15 protein-coding genes are annotated in these 22443 nt (G+C 55.3%); 2 read left to right on the forward strand and 13 right to left on the reverse strand.

The window, feature by feature from the left end; genetic code table 11:
- Position 1: 1 nt before the first annotated feature.
- The 7 genes from cysI to K2F33_RS26670 form a co-directional block, all read right to left on the reverse strand.
- Complete coding sequence (gene cysI / locus K2F33_RS26640) at positions 2-1726, reverse strand: assimilatory sulfite reductase (NADPH) hemoprotein subunit (RefSeq protein ID WP_076167181.1); 1725 nt, start codon at positions 1724-1726, stop codon at positions 2-4.
- A 37-nt stretch (positions 1727-1763) separates the two neighbouring features.
- Positions 1764-3620: an assimilatory sulfite reductase (NADPH) flavoprotein subunit gene (locus K2F33_RS26645; RefSeq protein WP_263879840.1), complete on the reverse strand. Its 1857-nt coding sequence runs from the start codon at positions 3618-3620 to the stop codon at positions 1764-1766.
- Positions 3621-3860: 240 nt separating this feature from the next.
- Positions 3861-5015: a serine hydrolase domain-containing protein gene (locus K2F33_RS26650; RefSeq protein ID WP_256992792.1), complete on the reverse strand. Its 1155-nt coding sequence runs from the start codon at positions 5013-5015 to the stop codon at positions 3861-3863.
- A gap of 463 nt (positions 5016-5478) precedes the next feature.
- Entirely contained in the window at positions 5479-7749 is a 2271-nt protein-coding gene (locus K2F33_RS26655) for a glycoside hydrolase family 3 protein (protein WP_263879843.1), read from the reverse strand.
- Positions 7750-7778: 29 nt separating this feature from the next.
- Entirely contained in the window at positions 7779-10079 is a 2301-nt protein-coding gene (locus K2F33_RS26660; RefSeq protein ID WP_263879845.1) for a beta-glucosidase, read from the reverse strand.
- Positions 10076-11374, reverse strand: coding sequence for an MFS transporter (locus tag K2F33_RS26665; RefSeq protein WP_263879847.1), 1299 nt, complete (start codon positions 11372-11374; stop codon positions 10076-10078). Before K2F33_RS26665 ends, K2F33_RS26660 begins: the two co-directional genes overlap by 4 nt.
- 171 nt (positions 11375-11545) lie before the next feature.
- Positions 11546-14077 carry a GH39 family glycosyl hydrolase gene (locus tag K2F33_RS26670; protein WP_263879848.1) on the reverse strand — a complete coding sequence of 844 codons (2532 nt, stop codon included), beginning with the start codon at positions 14075-14077 and terminating at the stop codon, positions 11546-11548.
- A 247-nt stretch (positions 14078-14324) separates the two neighbouring features.
- Between K2F33_RS26670 and K2F33_RS26675 the strand changes: the two genes are divergently transcribed.
- Positions 14325-15023 (forward strand): hypothetical protein, encoded by a 699-nt coding sequence (locus tag K2F33_RS26675; RefSeq protein WP_263879851.1) that lies wholly within the window; start codon positions 14325-14327, stop codon positions 15021-15023.
- A 106-nt stretch (positions 15024-15129) separates the two neighbouring features.
- Here K2F33_RS26675 and K2F33_RS26680 read toward each other — a convergent pair whose 3' ends face one another.
- From K2F33_RS26680 to K2F33_RS26690, 3 genes are all read right to left on the reverse strand, one after another.
- The gene (locus K2F33_RS26680) at positions 15130-16029 is read right to left on the reverse strand and encodes an NAD(P)/FAD-dependent oxidoreductase (RefSeq protein WP_263879853.1); all 900 of its coding nucleotides are present in this window, start codon (positions 16027-16029) and stop codon (positions 15130-15132) included.
- Between the two features lie 56 nt (positions 16030-16085).
- The gene (locus K2F33_RS26685) at positions 16086-17480 is read right to left on the reverse strand and encodes an MATE family efflux transporter (protein ID WP_145020909.1); all 1395 of its coding nucleotides are present in this window, start codon (positions 17478-17480) and stop codon (positions 16086-16088) included.
- A gap of 239 nt (positions 17481-17719) precedes the next feature.
- Positions 17720-18634 (reverse strand): CPBP family intramembrane glutamic endopeptidase, encoded by a 915-nt coding sequence (locus K2F33_RS26690; RefSeq protein ID WP_263879856.1) that lies wholly within the window; start codon positions 18632-18634, stop codon positions 17720-17722.
- Between the two features lie 338 nt (positions 18635-18972).
- On the opposite strand from K2F33_RS26690, the gene K2F33_RS26695 reads away from it, so the two are divergent.
- The gene (locus K2F33_RS26695) at positions 18973-19767 is read left to right on the forward strand and encodes an SDR family NAD(P)-dependent oxidoreductase (RefSeq protein ID WP_263879858.1); all 795 of its coding nucleotides are present in this window, start codon (positions 18973-18975) and stop codon (positions 19765-19767) included.
- Positions 19768-19876: 109 nt separating this feature from the next.
- Here the strand turns inward: K2F33_RS26695 and K2F33_RS26700 are convergent, their stop codons facing one another.
- From K2F33_RS26700 to K2F33_RS26710, 3 genes are all read right to left on the reverse strand, one after another.
- Complete coding sequence (locus K2F33_RS26700; RefSeq protein ID WP_263879859.1) at positions 19877-20662, reverse strand: arylamine N-acetyltransferase family protein; 786 nt, start codon at positions 20660-20662, stop codon at positions 19877-19879.
- Positions 20663-20900: 238 nt separating this feature from the next.
- Positions 20901-21644 carry an SDR family NAD(P)-dependent oxidoreductase gene (locus K2F33_RS26705; RefSeq protein ID WP_089546875.1) on the reverse strand — a complete coding sequence of 248 codons (744 nt, stop codon included), beginning with the start codon at positions 21642-21644 and terminating at the stop codon, positions 20901-20903.
- A gap of 42 nt (positions 21645-21686) precedes the next feature.
- Positions 21687-22442, reverse strand: a complete 756-nt coding sequence (locus K2F33_RS26710; protein ID WP_263882455.1) for an SDR family NAD(P)-dependent oxidoreductase — start codon at positions 22440-22442, stop codon at positions 21687-21689.
- Position 22443: the final 1 nt, after the last annotated feature.

Raw genomic sequence — 22443 nt, forward strand, 5'->3', positions numbered from 1 at the left:
ATCAGGCGTGGAAAAATTGTCCCGAGCGGACTTCCTTCACATAACCGGCGCGGATGGTAAAATCGCCGAAATGCTCGCCGTCCCGGCGTTCCTTGGCATAATGGAAAATAATCTGCTTCAGGGAATCCAAAATTTCGGCCTCGCCGATATTTTCCTTGTAAAGCTTGTTGAGCCGTTCTCCGGCAAATCCGCCGCCGAGGTACATGTTGTATTTGCCCGGCGCCTTGCCGATAAAGGCAATTTCCGCCAGGGCCGGTCTTGCGCAGCCGTTCGGGCAGCCTGTCATCCGGATGACGATTTCTTCTTCACGGAGCCCCGCTTCCTCCAGGATCGGCTCGATTTTGCCGAGCAGCGTTGGCAGGTAGCGTTCGGATTCAGCCATCGCCAGACCGCAGGTCGGCAGGGCCACGCATGCCATCGAATTACGGCGCAGCGCCGAATAATGGATGCCGTCGGTCAGACCGTACTGCTGCACCAATTCGGTGATCTTCTTCTTTTTCTGGCTGCTCACGCTGCCGATGATCAGATTCTGGTTTGGCGTGAGCCGGAAATCCCCGGTATGAACCTTGGCGATTTCGCGCAAGCCGGTCATCAGCTCATACCCTTCTTCATCCTTAATCCGTCCGTTCTGGATAAAGAGGGTCAAATGCCACTTGCCGTTGCTGCCTTTGACCCAGCCGTACCGGTCGCCGTTGCTTTCGAAATGGAACGGTCTTGCCGGCTCCAGCTCCCACCCGAGACGCGCGGTCAGCTCCTGGATAAACCAGTCGATGCCGCGGTCGTCAATCGTATACTTGAAGCGCGCGTGTTTCCGCACGGAACGGTCGCCGTAGTCGCGTTGGATCGTCACGGTTTTCTCTGCCAAATCGATCACCTGCTCCGGCGTGCAGAATCCGATGACCTGCCCTACCTGCGGGTACGTGGCCGGATCGCCGTGGGTCATCCCCATGCCCCCGCCGACCGAAACGTTGAATCCGGCCAGACGTCCGTCCTCTACAATGGCGATCAACCCGAGGTCCTGCGAAAATACGTCGACATCGTTGGAAGGCGGGATCGCCATGCCGATCTTGAACTTACGCGGCAGGTATACCGGACCGTAGATCGGCTCCTGTTCCACGTCATGATCGTGGCTGTCCACCACCTTTTCTTCGTCAAGCCAGATCTCATAATAGGCCCGGCTCCGCGGATCCAAATGGGCACTCAGCTTGCGGGCCCAGTCGTACACCTCCGAATGAATCTCCGACTCGTACGGATTCGGATTACACATGACGTTCCGGTTCACGTCGCCGCAGGCGGCCAGTGTGCTGAGCAGCGATTCGTTCACCTCGCGGATCGTGTTCTTGAGGTTCCACTTCAGCACCCCGTGCAGCTGAAACGACTGGCGTGTCGTCAGGCGGATCGTCCCGTTCCCGTACTTCTGGGAAATTCGGTCCATCATCAGCCACTGCTGCGGGGTAACCACGCCGCCCGACGCGCGTACCCGGAGCATAAACTGGTAAGCCGGCTCAAGCTTCTGCTTCTGCCGTTCGTTGCGCAGGTCCCGGTCATCCTGCATGTAGCTGCCGTGATGCTTCATCAGCCGGTTATCGTCCTCGGGGATGGACCCGGTGATCGGATCCTTTAGCGTATCCACCAGGCTTCCACGCAAATAGTTGCTTCTGCGTTTGATATCCTCCACATCGCTGTGGGGCGCGCTGTTTGATGACATCAAATTGTTTTCAGACATGTTTGCTCTCTCCTTCTCGCTTGCCTATCGGATGCGCTTAATAGACATCCCGCTGGTAACGTTTCTCCTGCTGCATGCGAATCATATATTCGGCAGCTTCCTCAGGACTGAGACCGCCTTCCTGTTCAAGGATGGTAATCAGCGTGGAATGGACGTCATGGGCCATTCGTTTCTCGTCGCCGCACACATATACCACAGCGCCTTCCTGCAGCCACTGATACAGTTCCCTGCTCTTCTCCAGCATGCGGTGCTGGACGTAAACCTTCTGATCCGAATCCCGCGAGAATGCCACGTCCATGCGCGTCAGGACGCCGTCCTTGAGCCAGCGCTGCCATTCGATCTGGTACAGGAAGTCGGTCGCGAAGTGCTGGTCGCCGTAGAACAGCCAGCTCTTGCCTTCGGCTCCGGTCTCTTCCCGCTCGCTCAAAAATGCGCGGAACGGGGCGACGCCTGTGCCCGGGCCGATCATGATGATCGGGGTATCCGGATTTTGCGGAAGCTTAAAGTTCGGATTATGCTGGATATAGACCGGCAAAGCCGATCCGGGTTCGCTTCGTTCAGCCAACTGTACGGAGCAGACGCCGTACCGCTCTCTTCCGCGGTTCTCGTAGCGGACGGTCCGAACCGTTACATGTACCTCGTCCGGAGACGCCTTCAGGCTGCTGGCGATCGAATACAGACGGGCCGGAATTTTGCGCAAAATGGCTACAAATTCCCTGGCCGGGATACCCTTCAGAGAATAATCCTGCACCAGATCGAGCAAATCGCGTTCCTCGATGTAGGCTCTCAGCTCATCATGACCCGATGCGAGCAGTTCGTTCAAAGCACCGTTAGAAGTGAGCGTGGCTGTCTTTTCCAGCAAAGGCTTGGTGAGCACCGTGATTTCATAATGGCGGAGCAGCGCCTCGCGCAGCGCAGCCTCGTCGCCGTTTTTGTTAACCGGTACGGATTCTTCGCCGGACCAGCCCATCGCCTCGATCAATTCATCGACAAGCCGCGGATGGTTTTCCGGGTAGATGCCCAGACTGTCTCCGGGTTCATACTCCAGGTTCGATCCCTCCAGCGAAATTTCCAAGTGCCGGGTTTCGCGGTCGGAACCGCGGCCGTTCAGGTTGATATTCTCCAGAACCTCGGCCTGGAACGGATTGGTTCTGGAATATTCCGATTCCGCGGATGCGAGCAGCGAATCAGCCGTGACAGGCACGGCCTGCGGTGCAGCTCCGGCTCCTGCTCCGGCAAGCTCGGCAAACGCACTGGCCACGCTGTTGATCCATTCCGCCGCCGGCTCGTCGAAGTCCACGTCGCAATCGACGCGCGGAACGAGCCGCTTGCCGCCCAGTTCTTCCAGCCGCTTGTCAAAATCCTTGCCTGTCTGGCAGAAGAACTCATAGGAGGTGTCTCCCAGCGCCAGTACAGAGAACGGCATGCCTTCAAGCTGCGGCGCCCGCTTGCTGTGCAGAAACTCATAAAAGGATATAGCGTTGTCCGGCGGATCCCCTTCGCCATGCGTGCTGACCAGAATCAGCAGGTTTTCCACCTTTTTCAATCCGTTCGGTTTAAAATCGCTCATCGAAGATAGCTTGACCTCAAAGCCCTGATCCTGCAGTCTCTTGGTCACTTTCTTGGCCAGCGACCCGCAATTGCCGGTCTGCGACCCGTACAGGACGGTAACCTCTTTCGGCGCAGCCGGTGCCGTGCTTACCGGAGACGCAGCCGGCGCATTTGCGGCAGCCGCCATGGGGGCGGTTCCCAGCACAGCGCTACCCGTTACGGCGGCCGCTGCGATATATCCGCTCAACCAGATGCGCTGGGCATCGGTTAATGTGGGCAGCAGACGGTTGAGCAGCTCGACCTGCTCTTGGTTAAAAGGGCTGTTCGTTACTTGAAGTTCCAACAAATATCCACCTCGCGTAGCATGCATTAGTGATAATTCCTAGTAGATTACTCATATTTTCTCTCTTGAACCTATCACAGCAGGGGGGAACGGTCAATTAGAATGATCTTATAGGTTTTATCAGCTTTACTGATAAAGTGGCTTCGTGACGATTATTCCTCTTGAAACCGCCGTTCGATGACAAAAAAAGCCCGACCGTAAAACAAGCCGGGCCCTTCAAACGAAGGAATAGAATTCAATTTACGTATGACAAAGTTTCTCGCGGATCAGATCCGTTACCAGCCGATCCGGAGACCGGTCTCCCCGCCCAACCTTCATCCGGTTGCACAGCACCGCCACGGCAAGGCCGTTCGACGGATCGGCGTATCCGATCATGCCGCCCAATCCGGCATAACCGAAAGCCGCCCGGCTGCCGCCCATGGCATCGCCGTCTTGGCTAAGCGAGTAGCCCAGCCCCAACCGAACGGGAGCGAGCGCAACTTCGTCGATCCCTTCAAATTGCAGCTGTGCTGCCTCGGTCATGGTGGCCGGCTTGAGCAGGCGTCTGCCGTCCACGCCCTCGCCAATCAGTGAAGCATACATGCGCGCTAACGCCTGAGCATTTGCGACGGCATTGACGGCTGGTACGGCTGCTGAATGGAAGCAAGCCGAGTTCCATTCCGGATTGGCAACCGGAACCAGTGCCGGAGGCAGCACCCGCTTGAACAGCATGTCATCGGGCATGGAAGCAATAGGTACGGCTTCGCCGCTAATTTCGGCGATCCGGGTTTCCGCTTCCGCTGGGGCTCCTAAATACAGATCCCCCTCCATTCCTAATGGCTTGCAGATCTCGTCCTGAATGATCTGGCCAATCGCTCGGCCATCCGCTCTGGCGGCCGTTTCCCCTAGAATCCATCCAAAGGTCAAGCCGTGATAACCTGCCTTGGTGCCAGGCTCCCAGATAGGTTGTAACTGTTCCATCTCGTGCACCATCGCTTGCCAGTTGGTAACCAGCTCCATATCCGCGTGCGCAGGCATCAAAGGAACTCCTGCCGTATGAGTCAGGACCTGGCGGAGCGTAATCTGTTCCTTCCCATTCGCCCCGAACTCGGGCCAATAATGAGAAATCCGCTCATCATACGCCAGCTTGCCCTGCTCGGCGAGAATATGAATCGCCGTGGAAATCAAACCTTTGGAGCAGGACTGCATCACGAAGAGCGTATCCGGATGGACGGGATTTTGTCCTAAGACATCGGCGCTGCCTGAAAAGGCATTCACCACCAGTTCACCGTGCCAGTAGGCTGTGGCTTGGAATCCTGCACCGATATCGTCTTGCGCAAGTTCATCCAGCAGCCGCTGGACCTGTGTTTGAAGATTGATGAGATGCTGACGTTTGTTTATCCATGGATTGGTCAATGCATTCAACTCCCTTATTATTTAAATTGAGAAAATAAGGTGCAAAGCCCATCCAATAAAACATCCTGAGGGCGAACTGTTAAACTGATCGTCCGCCCATGCAAAGGTTCGCCCTATGAATAGGCTTTGCATGAGCCGCTTGGCATACTGGCAAATTGATTTGCCATCGAGATCGACCGCCTTTCTGCTTGGAATTGTAGCAGAGAACTCCGGCCGCCTCAACGCCAAAAATAAATATAGCCAAACTTTATAAAGACACGGAAAGCATAAACCAGAGTCTAATCAAGCAGCTATTGCGGGGTGCCTCTGCGCCAACGGACGATCGGCGTTGAAGGTCCGAAAAAAAGCCCGCTTCATCAGCGGGCGATCCTTAGCTATTGTGTGCTTTTCGTGATATCTATTCTTTTCGCTGGAGGGATTCTACTATTTATACTTGTCGAGGATCCCTCAACGCTTCATTGCTTCAACGCTTCCGGTATTTCCGCGTGCGCTCGTCTTCGATAACGCCGCCCCAATTCAAGCCAAAGCCAAAATCGTACGTGTTGCCTTCAGAGTCCACATGGCATTCCATATCATGAGCCACGTCCTCCAGCTGCTCCTCAACCGTCTTCATATGGGCCGGCATCTGCATCGGCAGCAGACCCGAAGGCTCCGCACTGCCAGTCAGGATCTCCATGATCACCTGCGCCTGAACGCCAAAATCGGCTACAATCGCATCCGCTTCGGACTCGAATTCGTTCACCACCGCTGGATTCGAGAGCATCATCGACACGATAACCGGTTTGCCTTTCATCGCCTTCCGGGTGTCCAGCACCGCGTCCAGATCTGTCGTATTTTGAGGTGTAACGCTTTTCCCCTTATAAGAACGGTTCAGCACATCTTCCGGACGCGGATCGCCGGCAAGGCTCACTTCCCGTGCATCCTCGGCGGTGTAACTCCGGTACTGCAGGCTGATCGGTATATAGCCGCTTCCCCCTTGCTCCGCGTCCTCCTGGCTGTAACCGAAGCCCGATTTCGGGGAGGTGATGAAGACCAGGCCAAAGTCCGCCTCATCCGGTTGATCCGTCACCGTAAAATATTTGGATACCAGCTCCAGACTGACCGGATACTCCAGCTTCTCCGGGGTTTGGTTCCCAAACCAGTCGGTTCCTGCCGGCGTATAGCGTTTCGGAATATATACCTTTTTTCCGGCCTTCAGCGGCAGCACCGCATTTTTATTTTTCAGCAGCACCACCGACTTCAGCTGAGCCTCATACCCCTCGCGCATAAATTCGGCGTTTCCGACAACTCGGGCGCTCGTATCCGGGTCAAGATACGGATTCTCGAACAATCCGAGCCGGAACATATTGACCAGAAGCCGGACGGCGGACTGCTCGAACCGCTGCCGCATCCAGTCTTCTCCGTGCTCGCGCACCCCGATTTCATAGGCTTCCAGCACCGGTCCGATTTCGTTGTTGCCGCCGAACTGGTCCACCCCGGCCATCAGCAGCTTGTAATGCCGTTCACCGACGGTCAGTTCCTCCACGCCCCACGGCTTGCCACTGAGGAAAGAATCCTTGGCAGGGGACTCGTCGGCTGTAATCATCCAATCGGTGCACACAACGCCATCGTATCCGTACTGATCGCGAAGAAGATCTCCGATCAACCAGGCGTTATAGGAATTGCCTACATTTTCACCGTTCACCGTATCCTGGTTCGCCGAAATGGTGTAATACGGCATGACGGCCGAGGCTTTGCCCGTCTTCCCGAACAGCTTGAAGGCGCCTTCCGTAAACGGGATCAGATGCTCGCCGAAATTATTCCCGGGATAGACCGCATACTTGCCGCAGCCGAAATGAGCGTCTCTGCCGCCTTCACCGGATCCGCCCCCCGGCCAATGCTTCACCATGGCGTTGACGCTGTCATAGCCCCAGCCTTCCTGAATTTCGCGTTCTCCTTCCGAAGTCTGGAAGCCGTCGACGTACGCCCGGGCCATATCGGCAGCCAGCGCCGAATCTTCCCCAAACGTTCCGTTGAAGCGGAACCAGCGCGGGTCGGTGGCGATATCGATCTGCGGGGACAACGCCGTCGACAAACCCAATGCGCGGTATTCCTTCGAGGCGATCTCCCCGAATTTCCGCGTCACCTCCGGGTCAAAGGTCGCCGCCAGGCCCAAGGTTTCCGGCCACATGGAGATGGCGCCGCCGGAGCCTGCATTAAACTCCGAACTGGAGTCGGATCCATGCCGCGGATCGGAGCTGTTGTTGGCCGGGATGCCGAGGCCATGCCCTTCGGCAAACGCCTGCACCCGATTGTTCCACTTGGCAGCGGTCTCCGGGCTCTCCACAGTGGTGACCAGGATATGCCGCACGTGATCCTGAGCCAGAAAATGGAGCTGTTCATCGGTCAGCTCCCACGGCTTGACGCCGCTCTCTTCAAAGGATTTGCCTCCGTAGGTTGCGGAGAACCAGCCTCCGCTCGCCGCAGGCACCGCCTGATGGCGGCTGTACAGCATCAGACCGGCAATTTGCTCGGTCGTCATCTTGGACGCCAGATCTTTGGCCCGCTCTACAGGCGACAGCCTCCAATCCTCATAAGGATCCAGTTGACCGTCCCTGCTCAGGTCCTTGAAATAAAGGCCGTCCTGTTCCAGGATCTTTACGCCCGAGGCGGCCGAATAGCCCAGTGTCGGCCCCTCGGTATTGTTCACATAACGAATTTCTTCTATATTTAGTGCAGCTTTTGTATTCGACATATTCCCTTTCCCCCACTCCATCATCCGGATTACGAATTTAGTTTCAGCTTGGTGTTCAGATCGTCGATGATTTTCGATAAATCCGCTTCCGACGTTCCCCCGCCCATCATGCCGGACAGCGAGCGCAGGGCGTCATACTTCCGCCACTTCACCACGGCCTCGAACAGCTCGGCGATTCCGTCGTCGCCCATGCTCTCCGCAAACATAGCTCCCATCTGTTTCAGGCGCTCCAGGCTGCCCTCCATTGCTTCCTCGGCAAACGCAGCCGTTTCGGGAATGGCCATCAGCTCGTAGAACTTGGTGTTGCGCCCCACTTTGCGGAACGGAATCCCGGTCGATTCCAGGCTAAGGGTGACTGACAGGGGCGTATCCGCCGATGATGGACCTGCAACGATGTCGTAAGCCCCGGATTCAGCGAACCAGTCATGAATATCGGTATTGAAGTAGGCAAAAGCCCGTTGATCCAGCGCAAAATGGACCGTCTTCGCTTCACCCGGCTGCAGATGAACCTTGGCAAACCCCTTCAGTTCCTTGACCGGTCTGACGACATGGCTCTCCAGCGGCTTGACGTACAGCTGCACGATTTCCTTGCCCGCAACCGCACCAGTGTTGCGAATGGTAACGGACACGTTGACGGTGTCGGTATCCTTCATAGACGTTCGGTCAGCCCGGATATCTTCATAAGCGAAGGTTGTGTAACTAAGTCCGTAACCGAACGGGAAAAGAGGCTCCTCTTTTTTCGCTTCATAATACCGGTAGCCTACGAACAAGCCTTCCCCGTACGTCACTTCGCTTTTGCCTCCCGGGAAATTCAGGAACGCCGGCGTCTGTTCCAGCCGAACGGGAAACGTCTCCGCCAGCTTGCCGCTTGGGTTCACCTTCCCGTACAGCACGTCGGCCGCTGCGCTTCCCGTCGCCTGCCCGCCCAGATAGCCTTCCAGCACCGCTTGGACTTGCGGAAGCCAAGGCATCGTCACCGGCGATCCGTTGGACAACACGACAACCGTGCTGGGCTGCGCCGCCGCGACCGCCTCGATCAGGCGGATGTGCGAGGAAGGCATATCCAGCCGTGTGCGGTCTACTCCTTCCGATTCGAACGAATCCGGCAGGCCGGCGAAGATGACGGCCACGTCTTTGCTTTGCGCCAGCTTCACGGCTTCTTCGATCAAGCTGTCGTCGGCCTCGCCGCCTTTGAGAAGATAGCCCAAGGCAAACGCACAGTCAGCAGACATTCCTGCAATCGCATCAAATGGAGCATCCATTCGTGTCGGAGTAATGTGCGAGCTGCCGCCGCCCTGGTATCGCGGATGCTTGGCGAACGCGCCGATGACGGCGACCGATTGTTCCGGCTTCAGTGGTAGCAGGCCGCCTTCATTCTTTAAGAGAACCATACAGTCCGCGGCCGCGCGCCGGGCCAGTTGGTGATGAGCCTCTGCGTCGTAGGCGAAGGCTTCCTTTTTACCATCGTATCCTTTAAATATGACTGTGAGCAGACGGCGAACCGCCTCATCCAGCACGGCCTCGTCCAGTTCTCCGGACTGGACAGCCTTCACGATCATCCGGTCATGCTCCGGACCGACATAAGGCATTTCCAGCTCCAGTCCGGCCTTTAGTCCTTTCACCCGTTCGTTAATGGCGCCCCAATCGGTCATGACCAGTCCGCCGTGGCCCCATCTTTGCTTCAGCACCTGGTTCAGAAGGTAATCGTTCTCCGAACAGTAATCGCCGTTCACCTGGTTATAGGCGCACATCACGGTCCAGGCATCACCTTCGATAACCGGACCCTCAAAGCTGCGCAGATAAATTTCGTTCAATGTCCGCTCGTCGACCACGGCGTTAATCGAGTTGCGCAGCGTCTCCTGATTGTTGGCTGCAAAATGCTTCACCGACGTTCCGACGCCTTGGCTTTGGACGCCTTTCACATGGCTCGCACCCATTTCCGAGGACAGGTACGGATCTTCCGAGAAATATTCAAAGTTTCTGCCGCATAGCGGTGACCGCTTAATATTGACCGCAGGCCCGAGGATAATCTGCACATCCTCCTGCTGGCACTCCTCGCCGATCGCGGCGCCGACCTCCCGGATCAGCTCACGGTCCCAGGAAGAGGCCAGACCCGCTCCGCTCGGGAAGCAGGTGGCCGGCACCGTCTTGCTCGACATGTCCCCCGGATTGGCCTGCTTGCGCAGGCCGTGCGGACCGTCCGTCATCACAATGGACGGAATGCCGAGGCGCTCAACCGGTTTGGTCTGCCACATATTCAGCCCCGAGCATAGGCTGGCTTTTTCTTCTAAGGTCATTTGAGAGATGATCTCTGTCAGATTTCGTTTCATGATACGCTTCTCCCCATTTCCAGATTGGTTGGATTACTTTCAGCGGCGTGTTCCCCGACTTCAGGCAGCGGCTTGAGCGCGGCCACCCCGGCCACGACGCAGACCGCAAGCACAATATAGAAGAAGGACCAGCCGCCAATGTTCAGCAGCAGCGGTGCGATGGCCGGCACGATCGACTGCGGCAGCGCGTTGGCTACGTTCATAATGCCAAAGTCTTTGGCCGCGTCTTCCTTGTTCGGAAGGATTCGCGAAACCAGTGCCATATCGACCGCCGTGAAACAGCCGAACCCGAGTCCCATCACGGCGGACGCTACGATAAATGCCGTGTTATGCGCGATAAAAGCATAGATGAGTATGGCTGCGATAATAATGAGAGCCGAAATATACAGGAACGGCTTTTGCTTACGGAACTTATCGGATAAGACGCCGCCAAAAATACTCGTGACCGCCATCGCCACCATGGACACGATGTTAATGGTAGCCACGGCTGCGGTTGCAGCGCTTTCACTATAGCCCATGCGGTTAACCAGCATAACGGTCAGATACAAGCTGCTGCAGTACCCCATCATTAACAAAAACTTGGATACGACTGCCCAGCTGAACGCCGGAAATTTTCGCGGGTTTGGGTAGACTCTGCTCAGTTTTTCGCTAAGCGTCATCTTTTCCTGTGCCATGTGTTCGATCTGCACTTTTCCGTCCTGGATGATAAACAGGCTGATGATGGGCCCCACGATCCCGATCGCCGCAAGCAGGCTCCATTTCGTTGTTGAGGAGGCGTCCGTCATGGCCGTCATCAGCACCATGCCCAGCGCCATAGCTACCGGTAACACGGTACCCAGCAGCCCGGAAATCGTTCCCTGCTTCTCTTCCTTCACCTGATCGGGAATCAGCGCTGTGTACGCGGCCATGCCGAAGTTGAAGAACAATTGGGCGATCGCCCAGCCGATGATGATCTGCCAGATCTGCGTGGACATTCCGACCCACAGCAGTGCGGCACAGCCAAACAGCGGGCCGAGCAGAATCCATGTGCGCCGGCGGCCGAAGGAGATGTTGGTCCGGTCGCTGATCGCTCCGCCGAGCGGGTTGCCGATCAGGGCAAAGAAGGCGCCAATCCCGGATACCAAGCCGTAGGAGGAGGTATAGCCGTTTGGATCGATTTCGACCATTTTAAAAGTTAATAGAAGCGTTGCAGGTGTCATGAGAGCCAGCATCATGCAGGCATATCCGAACATGATACCGAAAGTGAGCCGTTTGAATGGCGTGATCGTTTGACCGATAATTTTTGCTTTAGCCATATGGGTTGACCTCCTCATTATCTGAAAACGTTTACAAACCAATTATAAAACAAACCGCCCAGCTCAGGAGAGGCGGCGGTTTGCAGTCTTTTATGGCCATTTTTAATTCATTTGTAAGCGTTTCACTCCACACCGCGAAAATTCAGGTTAAAAATTGACACAACCCCCGCGTCAAATGACCGGAATCAGCTCGACGAGCTCGACAGCGTGCGGTTCCAGCGTAAATGTACAGGTCATATGGCGGTTCTCCACATCGATGTGGGTGATATGGCGACCGGGCTCTGATCTCTGCTTGATGTAATGCAGATCCTCCCCGGTCATGATAGACGGTGCACCCATTTCCACCCACACGTCAAAGCTGCTCCCGCTCGACCGGTTCAAGGAACGGCGGACGATTTTATACCTGCCGCTGTCTATTCCATCCAGCTGGAATTCCAGCTTGACGGTTCTCTCGTTTTTGAACCCGCTGTACCGGCTCGTCGGTGTTACGAACGAAGTATCCCCCAGGGCATACAGGTCATCAAAGTGGCAGTAATTGTAGCACAGAATCTGATAGGCATTCGCGCTCTTCGTCACAATATAGCCTTCGCCGCGTTCAATCAGCTGATCCCCCAGCTTGGCCAGCAGCTCGTAGGCATACATAGCCGGCTTAGGAATCCCGTATTGGGCGATCAGACCCAGCCCGCCGTGGAACAACGCAGGGGATGCCGACGTTTCTTCGATATTGTCGCTGAGCACCCAGTAGCCGAAACCCTGAATCCGGTCAAGATTATCGATCAAATTTTTCGCGATATATGCCGCCTTGTACAGCGTATCGTTGGTCAGCTCCCTGTGAAATGCCGTGGAGTTAAATTCCGTCAGGTATATCTCGCGGTCCGACAGGCCTTCCTTTTCAAGAAGCTGCTTCTCCCGGGTCAGCATGTCCCGTAAATAATCCGGGTTCGGCGAAATGCCCCGAAACTCCTCCAGCAGGATGCGGTACGGCTCCAGTTTGCGCAGCTCGCTTTGTTCCTCATCCGGCTCGAAGAATCCCTCCAGATTTTCATGCGGATAAAAATGGCACGGGATAAAGTCAGGCAGGCATTCCCGCTCCCGGCAAAAGGCAAAAAACCGCTCGCTGAACAAGTTGGAGCGAAGCGTTATAATCCGCCCTGGCGCCCCGATCCGCAGATTCCGCGAAATGTTCTTCATCGTATGGAAAGTCCGGGAATACAACTCGAAGTACTCTTCATCCGTTCCCGGCCAATACACCTCGAGCTCCGGCTCGTTCCAAAATTCGAACATCCAGCTCTCGACCTCCGCCGGACCGTACCGGTTCATGCAGTGCCGGATAAAGCGGTCAATGAGTTCGCACCAGGTGTCGAGGGACTTTGGCGGGCTTGTATAGCTTCTGCGAAAATAGAGCCCTTTCTCCGGATCCGCCGCGAGCGCGGAGGGCATAAACCCGAGCTCCACAAACGGCTTCAGATGAATGGAGAGCAGAAAATCAAATAATTGGTCGACGAGCCGGAAATTGTAGGCGGGCTGCCCGTCCTCCCTATCATGGTAAACCATCATGCCGTCATCAAAAATGCCGTGAAAACGCAAAAAGCGAAACGGGCACCGCTCCTGAACGTAACGGAGCTGCCGCTGAACGTCGGCATGAAGCCCTTCCTTGGCTTTGCCGATCGTGATCAAGTTTTTCCACGTATGCGATATCGCCTGGGTCCTCACGGCCGCATCCACCTGGCGGGTGAGCGTTTCCAGCGAATGCACCTCCCTGTCGCCCGGCGATGCGCCCCGCTCCAGGTATTGATTGATAATCCCGAGAGCGCTGGATTGATTGAACTCCATATAATTCGAAGTCGATTTTTCCTTCTTCTTTCCCGGCTCCGGCCGGTACTGTTTCCGATACTCGTTCGGCGTCACATGATATCTGTTCTTGAACGCGGAATAGAACGACTTGGCGTTCGGAAAACCGTGAAACATGGCCAAGTCGGCAATAGGGATTTCCTCTTGGCGCAGCAGATCCTCGACGGCATTTTTTAACCGAATGCTGGTCAGATAAGCCTGAAAATTCAGTCCGATATTTTCGCTGAAAAATTTCGATAAATAAGGCACGGACAGAAACTCCCGGTCCGCTATGGACTGAAGGGTGATGGGCTCACGGTAATGGTTATCGATATACGTAATAATCCGCAGCATCCGGTCCATGTAACGCTCACTGATACCGCCTTCGGACAGCGGGACCTTGAACTGCTTGACCAGGATGGAAAGAACGCCAAGCATCGCAGCCTGCATCTCCAGTTCGTACGTCTCTGTCTGCTTGTATTTGAGCTGGACCATCTCGGCAAGCAGCCGGCGCAGCCGGGAAACGGCATCGCGGGATTCCGGCCCGGACTTACTGGCCTGAAATGCAAAAGAAAAGCCCTCAAAACCTGCAATATGTTCTTTCAAATAAGCGGTTGGAATTTGGTAGGTGGCGATAATGTTCATGTCCAGGCCAATGACCTCATGGACATGCTGCTGGTTAATCAGCAGCACATCCCCTTCTTTGAGCGTATGGCTGACCGTGTCAATCGAAACCTCAAGCGTTCCCCGCAGCACAAAAATGATCTCAACGCTGTTATGCCAATGGCTGGGCACGTAATTCACACTGTGCAGGGATACGTCAAACGGAAGGCTGTCATCGATCTCGAGCAGCTCAAAAACTGAATTCGCCATACTTGGGCGGCCTCCTCAACGCATCATTAGACCTAATTATAGCAGATGAAGATAGTTCATAAGTAACGCTTGGTTTCTGACTATGGCAGATGGGTTGTCAAAAGGCCTTGCTGACGGATGCCGATACGATAATTTTCTCATCCTCTGCTGTATAAATTTGTTAATTCCCCCGGTCAACAGCAACTTTTATCTCTATGTAACGTCTGGAATATGTATCCAGATATACAAGAAAGGGTTGAGATTTCGGATGAACCACAAATTTGCGTTGTTTGCCGTGTGTGCGATACTGTGCGGATCGCTCAGCGCCTGTGCCGATTCTTCGGATTCGAATCACGTTGCTACAGGGTCTTCGCCAAGCAGCTCCAGCACGTCCGGGCAGCAGCCTACCGCCGATTCGGCCGGTCAATCCGGGACGGACGATTCCCCGCAAGCGGCCGTCATTCCGAAAGGAGGCAGGAAGATCTCCGCGGAAAAAGCACTGTACGAAATCTATTCCCGGACAGACATTGGCGATGAGGAAAAAGTGGCTCAAATGATGCGGCAAATTGCGGGGATCAATTGGACGACGTATAACCGGATCAGCGGCCAAAAGTCGCTTGAGACCGTTGAGTATCTCTATAAACAATTGGATAAGATCGAAACTGGAGATTATCCTAACATCATCAGGGGGGAAAACGGCACGGATGGCGCGCTTACCGAGAGTTATGACGCTATCCTGGCCGAGCTGTACACACGGGAACCGGTTAAATTCATTGAAGCAGTCGCAGGATTGGAAACTCCATCTCAAATCGAGTCCGTAGTATCCCATCTGGCTTATGGACTAAGTTATCAGGATATCGCCCAGGTCAAGGCGAAATTGGAGCAGTTGAAACTAACCGGCAGCCTGTCCGAGGGCGAGCGAAAGGTGGCGGATCAATTGCTTGATCGGTTGGATCATCCCTACTAAAAAAGGCCGTATTCCCAAGTAGAAACCGGGAATATGGCCCGTGGAACGGATACGATGTACGATTATATACATGCTGAGCTTGGTTCTACAGTGAGCATCGTCCCCATCAAAACTCCTCATCGATCAGATCCGCATTCACTGCCATGGCGGCTTTGCTCCCCTGTCCTGCAGCAATGATCAGCTGCGAAGGCCCGAAACGGGCGGTATCGCCAGCAGCGTACACACCCTTTACGCTCGTTCTGCCCAGTTCATCCACGGCAATGCCGCCCGCCCCATCGGGCCGGCAGCCCAGCTGCGCCGCGAAGGGAGCCTTCTGTGACCAATGAGGTACGATGAAGCCTCCGGCTCGCGGAATGAAAGCACCACTGTGAAATACAACTTCCGTTAACTGCCCCCCGTCTCCTCTAAACGAATGAATCGGCTCCTCCACAACAGGCACCCTCTTGACCTGGAGCTTTTCCTTTTCCCCGGACGTCAGAACAGGCTTGCCGTTCGTCAGGACGATTAAATCCCGGCTCCAATGGTGAACCGTCTTGACGAAGTGATACAGTCCCGGCTGCTCCGACAGCACAAACAATGGCCGGTCCTGCAGCTCATAGCCGTCGCAATAAACGCAATTAAAGATGCTTTTACCATACAGCGGCTCTAGGCCGGGAATGCGGGGCAGCGTTTCGTGCAGCCCGGTAGCCAGAATCAACGTTCTGGCCCACACTTCTTCCCGCATCGAAGTGATAACGCGGAAAGCACCGCGGGCCGAATTCACCTCCAGAGCCGTTGCCATGAACCGGCGAACGGTAGGATACCTCCCGATCTCCTCATATGCCAAGTTTCGGAATTGTTCGGGGCGGACGCCGTCCCGCGTCAGATAGCCATGCGATACCCGTGTGACCCGGTTTCGCGGCTGGTCATTATCGATCAGCGCCGCCGTCCTGCGGGAGCGCCCCAGCACCAATGCGGCATTCAATCCGGCGGGTCCTCCGCCGATGATCACGCAGTCCCATATCATCTTAAGCGAATCGCTCCTTCCCTTTAGGCCGCCTGCCGGATGGTGATCATCCTGCATCAGGTCGCGACATTGCCGCCGGCGTCCTTCGGCTTCCCGCCACGCTCGTCGAACACCCGGATCCAGCGGTACCTGTTCACTTTTACGATCGCAACAAAGCATTTCAGGATTTGATCGCATTTGAGGCACATAAACGTAATAACCGGCGACAGATCAAACACAAACGCACACAGCGCCGAAGCTGGCAGCACAATGAGCCACATGAAAATGAAGTCGTTGTACAGGACGAACTTGGTGTCTCCTCCGCTGCGGACAATGCCGGTCAAGGCAGGCATCTGGTATGCCGTACCGACGACCGTCACCGACAGAATGGTCATGAACTGCAGGGCAAGCGTTTTGGAGCTCTCCGATATTGCATACAAATCGAGGACGACGTCCTTCACGGCAAACAGCAGGACCGCGGTCAGTACGCCGATGATCAAGTACAGCAGTTGCAGCGTCTTGCTGTAGGAAATGACCTTTCCCGTATTCCCTTCCCCGATCGTCTTGCCGATGATGACCGCCGTCGCGCTGGCCGATGCGTAAGTAACGACCGTGACCAGCTGAAAAATCGTGTTCGCCACGCTGTTGGCGGCGATCGCCGCCTCGCCCATATGCCCCAGGATGGCGGTCTGGGCACCCATCGATACGGCCCACAGCAGATTGGCCATCAGCACAGGTGATCCGATCCGCAGATACTGCTTAAACAGAGACTTGTCGATGCTGTAAAAATCTTTCAGCCTAAAGCGGATCCGCTGATCGAACTTCTTCACGAAGGTGAGCACGATTACGCATTCGATCACCCTTGCGGTCAGTGTGGCGATGGCCGAACCGCTCACCCCAAGGCGCGGGAAGCCCAGGTGGCCATAAATCAGCAGGTAATTCAGGCACACATTAATGATCAAAGTGGACAGTGAAACGAGAAAGCCGATCCGCACGACCTCGACGCTGCGGAGCGCCGCCAGCAAAATGTTGGTCACCGCAAAAAATATGTACGAAAAACAGATGATCTTTAAATACTTCGCCCCTTCCGCGATCACGTTCTGCTCGTTCGTAAACAGGGACAGGCAGCCGTGCGGGAAGAAAAAAACGACCGCCCACATGATTACGCTTACAGCCAGGGCGATCCGCATCCCGATGCTGGAGGCCCGTTTGATGGCGTCTATATTTTTGGCGCCCCAATTTCGGGAGGACAGGATGACCAGCCCTTCAGCCGCGCCCATGACCAGCATATGCAAAATAAACTGGATCTGGTTGGCCAGCGCAACTCCGGACAGCGCGGATTCGCTGTATCCTCCAAGCAGCAGATTATCCGACAAATTGACGCCAAGCGTAATGATATTTTGCAGTCCGATCAGCACGGTTAACCGGATAAACATGCTGTAAAACGACCGTTCACGCACCCATATTCCCATGACTTCTCCTTCTTCGATATGTCGTGTAATAAGCTGATTATATTCTCAGCCAAAAGAAGCGCACAAGGCAGGAAAACGGTGGAAATGTACAGGAAAACCATGCCCGGAATCCTCCCAGCCCGCCATTCCCCCGAATTGCTCACAATACCGCACGTCTACACCGTTCTGCACGAATGACAAAAGCGGGCTCCCACAGAGCCCGCCTTCCATCGGTTTTTCTTTCCGGATTATGCTTGTACTTAACTTACCTGTTTAGCGTCTTCCGGCTCAACGCGGTTCCAGTTCACCCTGTTTTTCTTGCGTAGCGACCAGGTAAGCAGCACGATGATGCCGATGACGACCGAGCCGATATTGACCAGGTACGCGCCGAGTGGAGAGTTGTACTGCACCTCGATGAGCGCCGAAGAAGACGGAACGACGACGTACCGGACCATTTCGAGCCATGCCACGTGGAAGCCGATGTTCATCCACAGATTGCCTGATAGAATACGGCACATTTGCAGCAGCGTGCCGAAGGCAATCAAGTTGATGATATAGTCTGCCGTAATTTGATCCCATGTGGCAATCCCAGCAGCTACCATGATTGCGGTGAGAGCGACCGGCGCAAGCACGAACAGGGAGACCTGCAGCAGCAGGGCGATCCAGCGCGGGAACCGCGTGTTCAAATTGCGGAACAAATAGCCGCGGAAGGAAATCTCTTCGGGAAAAGCCTCATAGAAAAAAGCGATGGCCGTATTAATCAAAATCGCAAACAGCGTAGGCACGGGAAGATGCAAAGCGACGACTTCGAGCCAGCCTAAGGCGCTGCCGATCAGCAGGGAGGCTGCGGTAAGGAGCGCCAGGAAAGCTGCTCCAAGGAGAAAGTACGGCAGGCCGGTCGGCGGAGAACTTAGCCCGAGCCCGCTCCATGGCCGTCTGTCGGCATACCGCCTCAGCAAATAGATCAGGGGCACACTTATGCCTGTGGTTACGACGGCCAGAATCACCTGCAAGCCCAAAGTGGGAAAACCATAAGAGCCTGCAACCGTTGCAGCGGCCACGGCCAGCCCGAGCCCGGCGACAAACGCCAGCCAGCCGAGCAGAATGCGCCAGATCAGCTGGATTCTGCCCTCTTGATCGCGAAAAAACCGCAAAATGGTCTCTTTGCGAGACATGCCGGTTGATCTGAAAATGGCGGATCCTCCTTTCTGAGTAAACCGTTGTCTGTCAGAATGCTTCTATCTGACATTGATATATATAGTAAGCTCAGGAACGATGTGTTCCTCGTAAGAGACCCATTTTTTCATAGATCAATGCCATTCTGCTAGAAACGTTGCTCCGCTCAAAGGCAAACACCTCCTCTGTTCCGGCCGGCAAGTGACGGATGTCTGAAGTTTTGAACTTTTGATGCGAGGCAGACTTGACAGTTAGAATGAAGAACTGGAAACTAGTGGTATAAAAGATTAAATTGTAGGGATCCTATTTAGGGATTCTTATGGAGGAGGGTATCATTATGGAGCTTCAGCTATCTGGACAAACCGCGCTTGTCACCGGCTCCACTTCCGGCATCGGCAAGGCGATCGCGTCTTCACTGGCTGCAGAAGGGGCCAAAGTTCTGATTAACGGCCGCCGTGAAGACAAGGTCCACGAAACGATCGAAGAAATCCGGGGGCGGCATGCCGGGGCAGAACTTGTTCCCGCAGTCGCCGATCTGGGGACGGAACAAGGATGCCGCACCTTGATGGAGCAGCATCCGAATGTCGATATCGTGGTGAACAATCTGGGCATTTTTGAGCCGGCCGAATTTTTCGATATCCCGGATGAGGAATGGTTCCGCTTCTTTGAGGTCAACATTATGAGCGGTGTCCGCTTGAGCCGGCATTATCTGAAACGGATGATGCAGCAGGACCGTGGAAGAATTATTTTCATTGCCAGCGAAGCCGCCGTCATGCCGTCGCAGGAGATGGCGCATTACAGCGCCACCAAGACGATGCAGCTGTCGATCTCCCGCAGCCTTGCCGAGCTGACCAAGGGCACAAACGTGACGGTTAATACCGTGATGCCCGGCTCCACCCTGACGGAGGGGGTTGAGACAATGCTCGATACCCTGTATCCTGGCGAGTCGTTAACGATCCGGGAGGCGGAGCAGCGCTTCATGCGGGAAAACCGGCCGACCTCGATCATTCAGCGGTTGATCCAGCCGGAGGAAATTGCTCACCTCGTCACGTTTATCAGCAGCCCCCTCTCCTCTGCGATCAACGGGGCCGCGCTGCGGATCGACGGCGGGTTAGTCCGGAGCGTATTTTAGTGTGAACCTTCAACCTCAAAAAAGTGCCGTTGTCCCTTCCAAAGGGAGACGGCACTTTTCATTATGATGCGGCTGCTCACGCCCAATCTTGATAGGGGCAGCAGTCATTTTATTCAGGGAGGACAATGCCAAAATACTGCCTGAACGCATCCCGCTTCTCTTCCGGTGTCCGGGGAGTGAGAATGCGCACTTCCTTGCCGGCAAAGATCCGGAACTCGTCGCCAGCGACCGTGTTTCGCCCTTCCGGTGTGCGGATAAACACCATCGGACCCTGCCTGAAAATCGATTCCGGAGCATGCTCGCACCAGAACGAGGCCATCACATAATCCCGCGGCAGTTGGGGCTCTTCGGCAAAAGAATAAATGAGCCGCCAATCCTCCCCTTTCCGCTCCATCAGCTGCCAGCCGAAGAACGGATCCCGGTCAAGGCGGTAGCATTCGGTTCCCTGCGGCTGTTCCAGATGCTCCTTGATCAGCACAGGCCTGCCGGGGACATTTCCGCCTACTCCGACATCGCATAAATACCGGGCGCCTTCGGCTTCGACCTGAAGCACATGATGCCTTCGCTTCGGAGGCAGGTTATCCTCATCGCGCCAAAATCTGGCGAAATAGTGGGTCACGGGAAAACCCAGTTCGCCCAGCAGCCAGCCAAACAGCGCATTGAGCTCAAAGCAGTATCCGCCGCGCCGGCGCACGACGATTTTGTCGTATAGGTCCGGAATGTCAAGCGATAGGGGCACACCGTTTAAAATATCCAAATTTTCATAGGGAACGCTGTAAATATGGCAGTGCTGCAGTTCTGCCAGCGTGTCCGCCCCATTGTCCAGCTTGCCTTGGAATCCGATCCGGTCCAGATAAGCCTGAATTTCCGGCGTCGGCGATGGATGGTTAGTCACAACGAGCTACCTCCCTGCTGTTATAGTGCTGCGCATATCCATGCCGCTTTGTGCAAGCGTCGGAATATCAGCCATACAGCTAATTTCTATAGCAGAGCTTGGTTCACCTTCTGCTGCTTACGATATTTACTCTGTTTAATACAAAAAAGCGCAGAACAGGAGCATTACGGGGTTGCCCCCACTCCATATTCTGCGCTGTATCGGTTTAGTACTCTATCATGCCCAGCAGGCACTCCTCTTATACCGCCGTGTATCCCCCGTCGACCAGCAAGCTGGCGCCGGTGATGAAGGAAGCATCTTCACTCGCCAGAAACAGCACGGCTTTGGCGACTTCCTCCGGCTTGCCGAGCCGTCCCATCGGATGAAGGGCGGTCAAATGTGCGGTAATCGCTTCGTCCCTGCCCTGAATGAGCGGCGTGTCGATATATCCCGGGCACACCGCATTGATGCGGATGCCCTTGGCGGCATAATCGGCTGCCATTGACTGGGTCAACAGCTTTACCCCTCCCTTGGCGGACGCATAGGCCGTGACACCCGCCTTGCCCACATGGCTGTGAATGGATCCGCAGTTCACGATCGCCCCGCCCGTGCCTTGGGCCAGCATCTGCTGGACCGCATATTTGTCGCTTAAAAATACACCCGTCAGGTTAATGTCGATCGTCCGCTGCCAGCTGTCCGACGATAACCGGTCCGCCGGTCCGTCCTTGGCGATACCCGCGTTGGCGAACAGGATGTCCAGCTTGCCGAACTTGGCGACCGTCTGCTCGACCATTCGCTGTACCTCGGCTTCTTGCGTCACGTCAGTTCTCACAAACAGCGTATCGTAACCCTGAGCGTTCAGCTCCTCTGAGAGGGTCTGGCCCCTGTCCGAAAAATCGGCGATAACGACCTTCGCCCCTTCGGAGGCAAACATCCGTACCGTCGCTTCCCCGATGCCGCTGGCGCCGCCGGTAACGATCGCTACTTTGGAATCAAATTTCATGATTGAACACGCTCCTATGAATTCACTTTAATGTACAGACTCTTAGATAGCCGTTGCCCCGCCATCGATGACAAATTCGGATCCCGTGGAATACGACGACTCGTCCGATGCCAGGAATACCACCAGATTCGCTACTTCCTCCACCGTACCGAAACGGCCCATCGGCGCAACCTTTTTACCAAGTTCGGCTTCGGACATTTGGCTCACCTCCGACGCATAAGCGCCCATGGCCGTGTTGATGTAGGCCGGATGGATCGAGTTCACCCGAACGCCTGCGGCTGCGTATTCGATCGCGGCGTCCTTGGTCATCGTCCGGACCGCGCCTTTAGAAGCTCCGTAAGCGATATGGCCGGATGCGCCCGTCAGCCCCGCAATGGAGGATGCGTTAATGACGGAACCGCTGTTTTGTTTGGCCATAAGCGGCATCACGTGCTTCATCCCAAGGAAAACGCCGGTCACGTTGATCGCCATCATCCGGTTCCATTCCGCCAGTTCGATGTCGGCCAGCGGCTTAATGAAATAAATGCCGGCATTGTTGAACAAAATATCGATGCGGCCAAACTGCTGAACCGCGGCATCCGCTATTTCTTTCCATTCGTCCTCATTGCTGACATCATGACGGAATGCCGCAGCTTCGCCGCCAGCCTGCTTGATTTCCGCAGCCGTCTGCTTGGCGCTGTCTTGATTTATATCGGTAACCACGACTTTGGCACCCTCTTCCGCAAAGCGGAGAGCCGTCGTTTTGCCGATCCCGGCGCCGGCGCCTGTAATCAGTGCAACTTTTCCTTCGAGTCTCATC

The organism is Paenibacillus sp. PSB04, assembly GCF_025809195.1.
Classification (GTDB): domain Bacteria; phylum Bacillota; class Bacilli; order Paenibacillales; family Paenibacillaceae; genus Paenibacillus_AQ; species Paenibacillus_AQ favisporus.

Bases quoted from the DNA above. Each gene is read 5' to 3' on its own strand.
- cysI (WP_076167181.1), bottom strand. From the start codon at position 1,726: ATGTCTGAAAACAATTTGATGTCATCAAACAGCGCGCCCCACAGCGAT.
- K2F33_RS26655 (WP_263879843.1), bottom strand. From the start codon at position 7,749: ATGTCGAATACAAAAGCTGCACTAAATATAGAAGAAATTCGTTATGTG.
- K2F33_RS26660 (WP_263879845.1), bottom strand. From the start codon at position 10,079: ATGAAACGAAATCTGACAGAGATCATCTCTCAAATGACCTTAGAAGAA.
- K2F33_RS26665 (WP_263879847.1), bottom strand. From the start codon at position 11,374: ATGGCTAAAGCAAAAATTATCGGTCAAACGATCACGCCATTCAAACGG.
- K2F33_RS26670 (WP_263879848.1), bottom strand. From the start codon at position 14,077: ATGGCGAATTCAGTTTTTGAGCTGCTCGAGATCGATGACAGCCTTCCG.
- K2F33_RS26675 (WP_263879851.1), top strand. From the start codon at position 14,325: ATGAACCACAAATTTGCGTTGTTTGCCGTGTGTGCGATACTGTGCGGA.
- K2F33_RS26680 (WP_263879853.1), bottom strand. From the start codon at position 16,029: ATGATATGGGACTGCGTGATCATCGGCGGAGGACCCGCCGGATTGAAT.
- K2F33_RS26685 (WP_145020909.1), bottom strand. From the start codon at position 17,480: ATGGGAATATGGGTGCGTGAACGGTCGTTTTACAGCATGTTTATCCGG.
- K2F33_RS26690 (WP_263879856.1), bottom strand. From the start codon at position 18,634: ATGTCTCGCAAAGAGACCATTTTGCGGTTTTTTCGCGATCAAGAGGGC.
- K2F33_RS26695 (WP_263879858.1), top strand. From the start codon at position 18,973: ATGGAGCTTCAGCTATCTGGACAAACCGCGCTTGTCACCGGCTCCACT.
- K2F33_RS26705 (WP_089546875.1), bottom strand. From the start codon at position 21,644: ATGAAATTTGATTCCAAAGTAGCGATCGTTACCGGCGGCGCCAGCGGC.
- K2F33_RS26710 (WP_263882455.1), bottom strand. From the start codon at position 22,442: ATGAGACTCGAAGGAAAAGTTGCACTGATTACAGGCGCCGGCGCCGGG.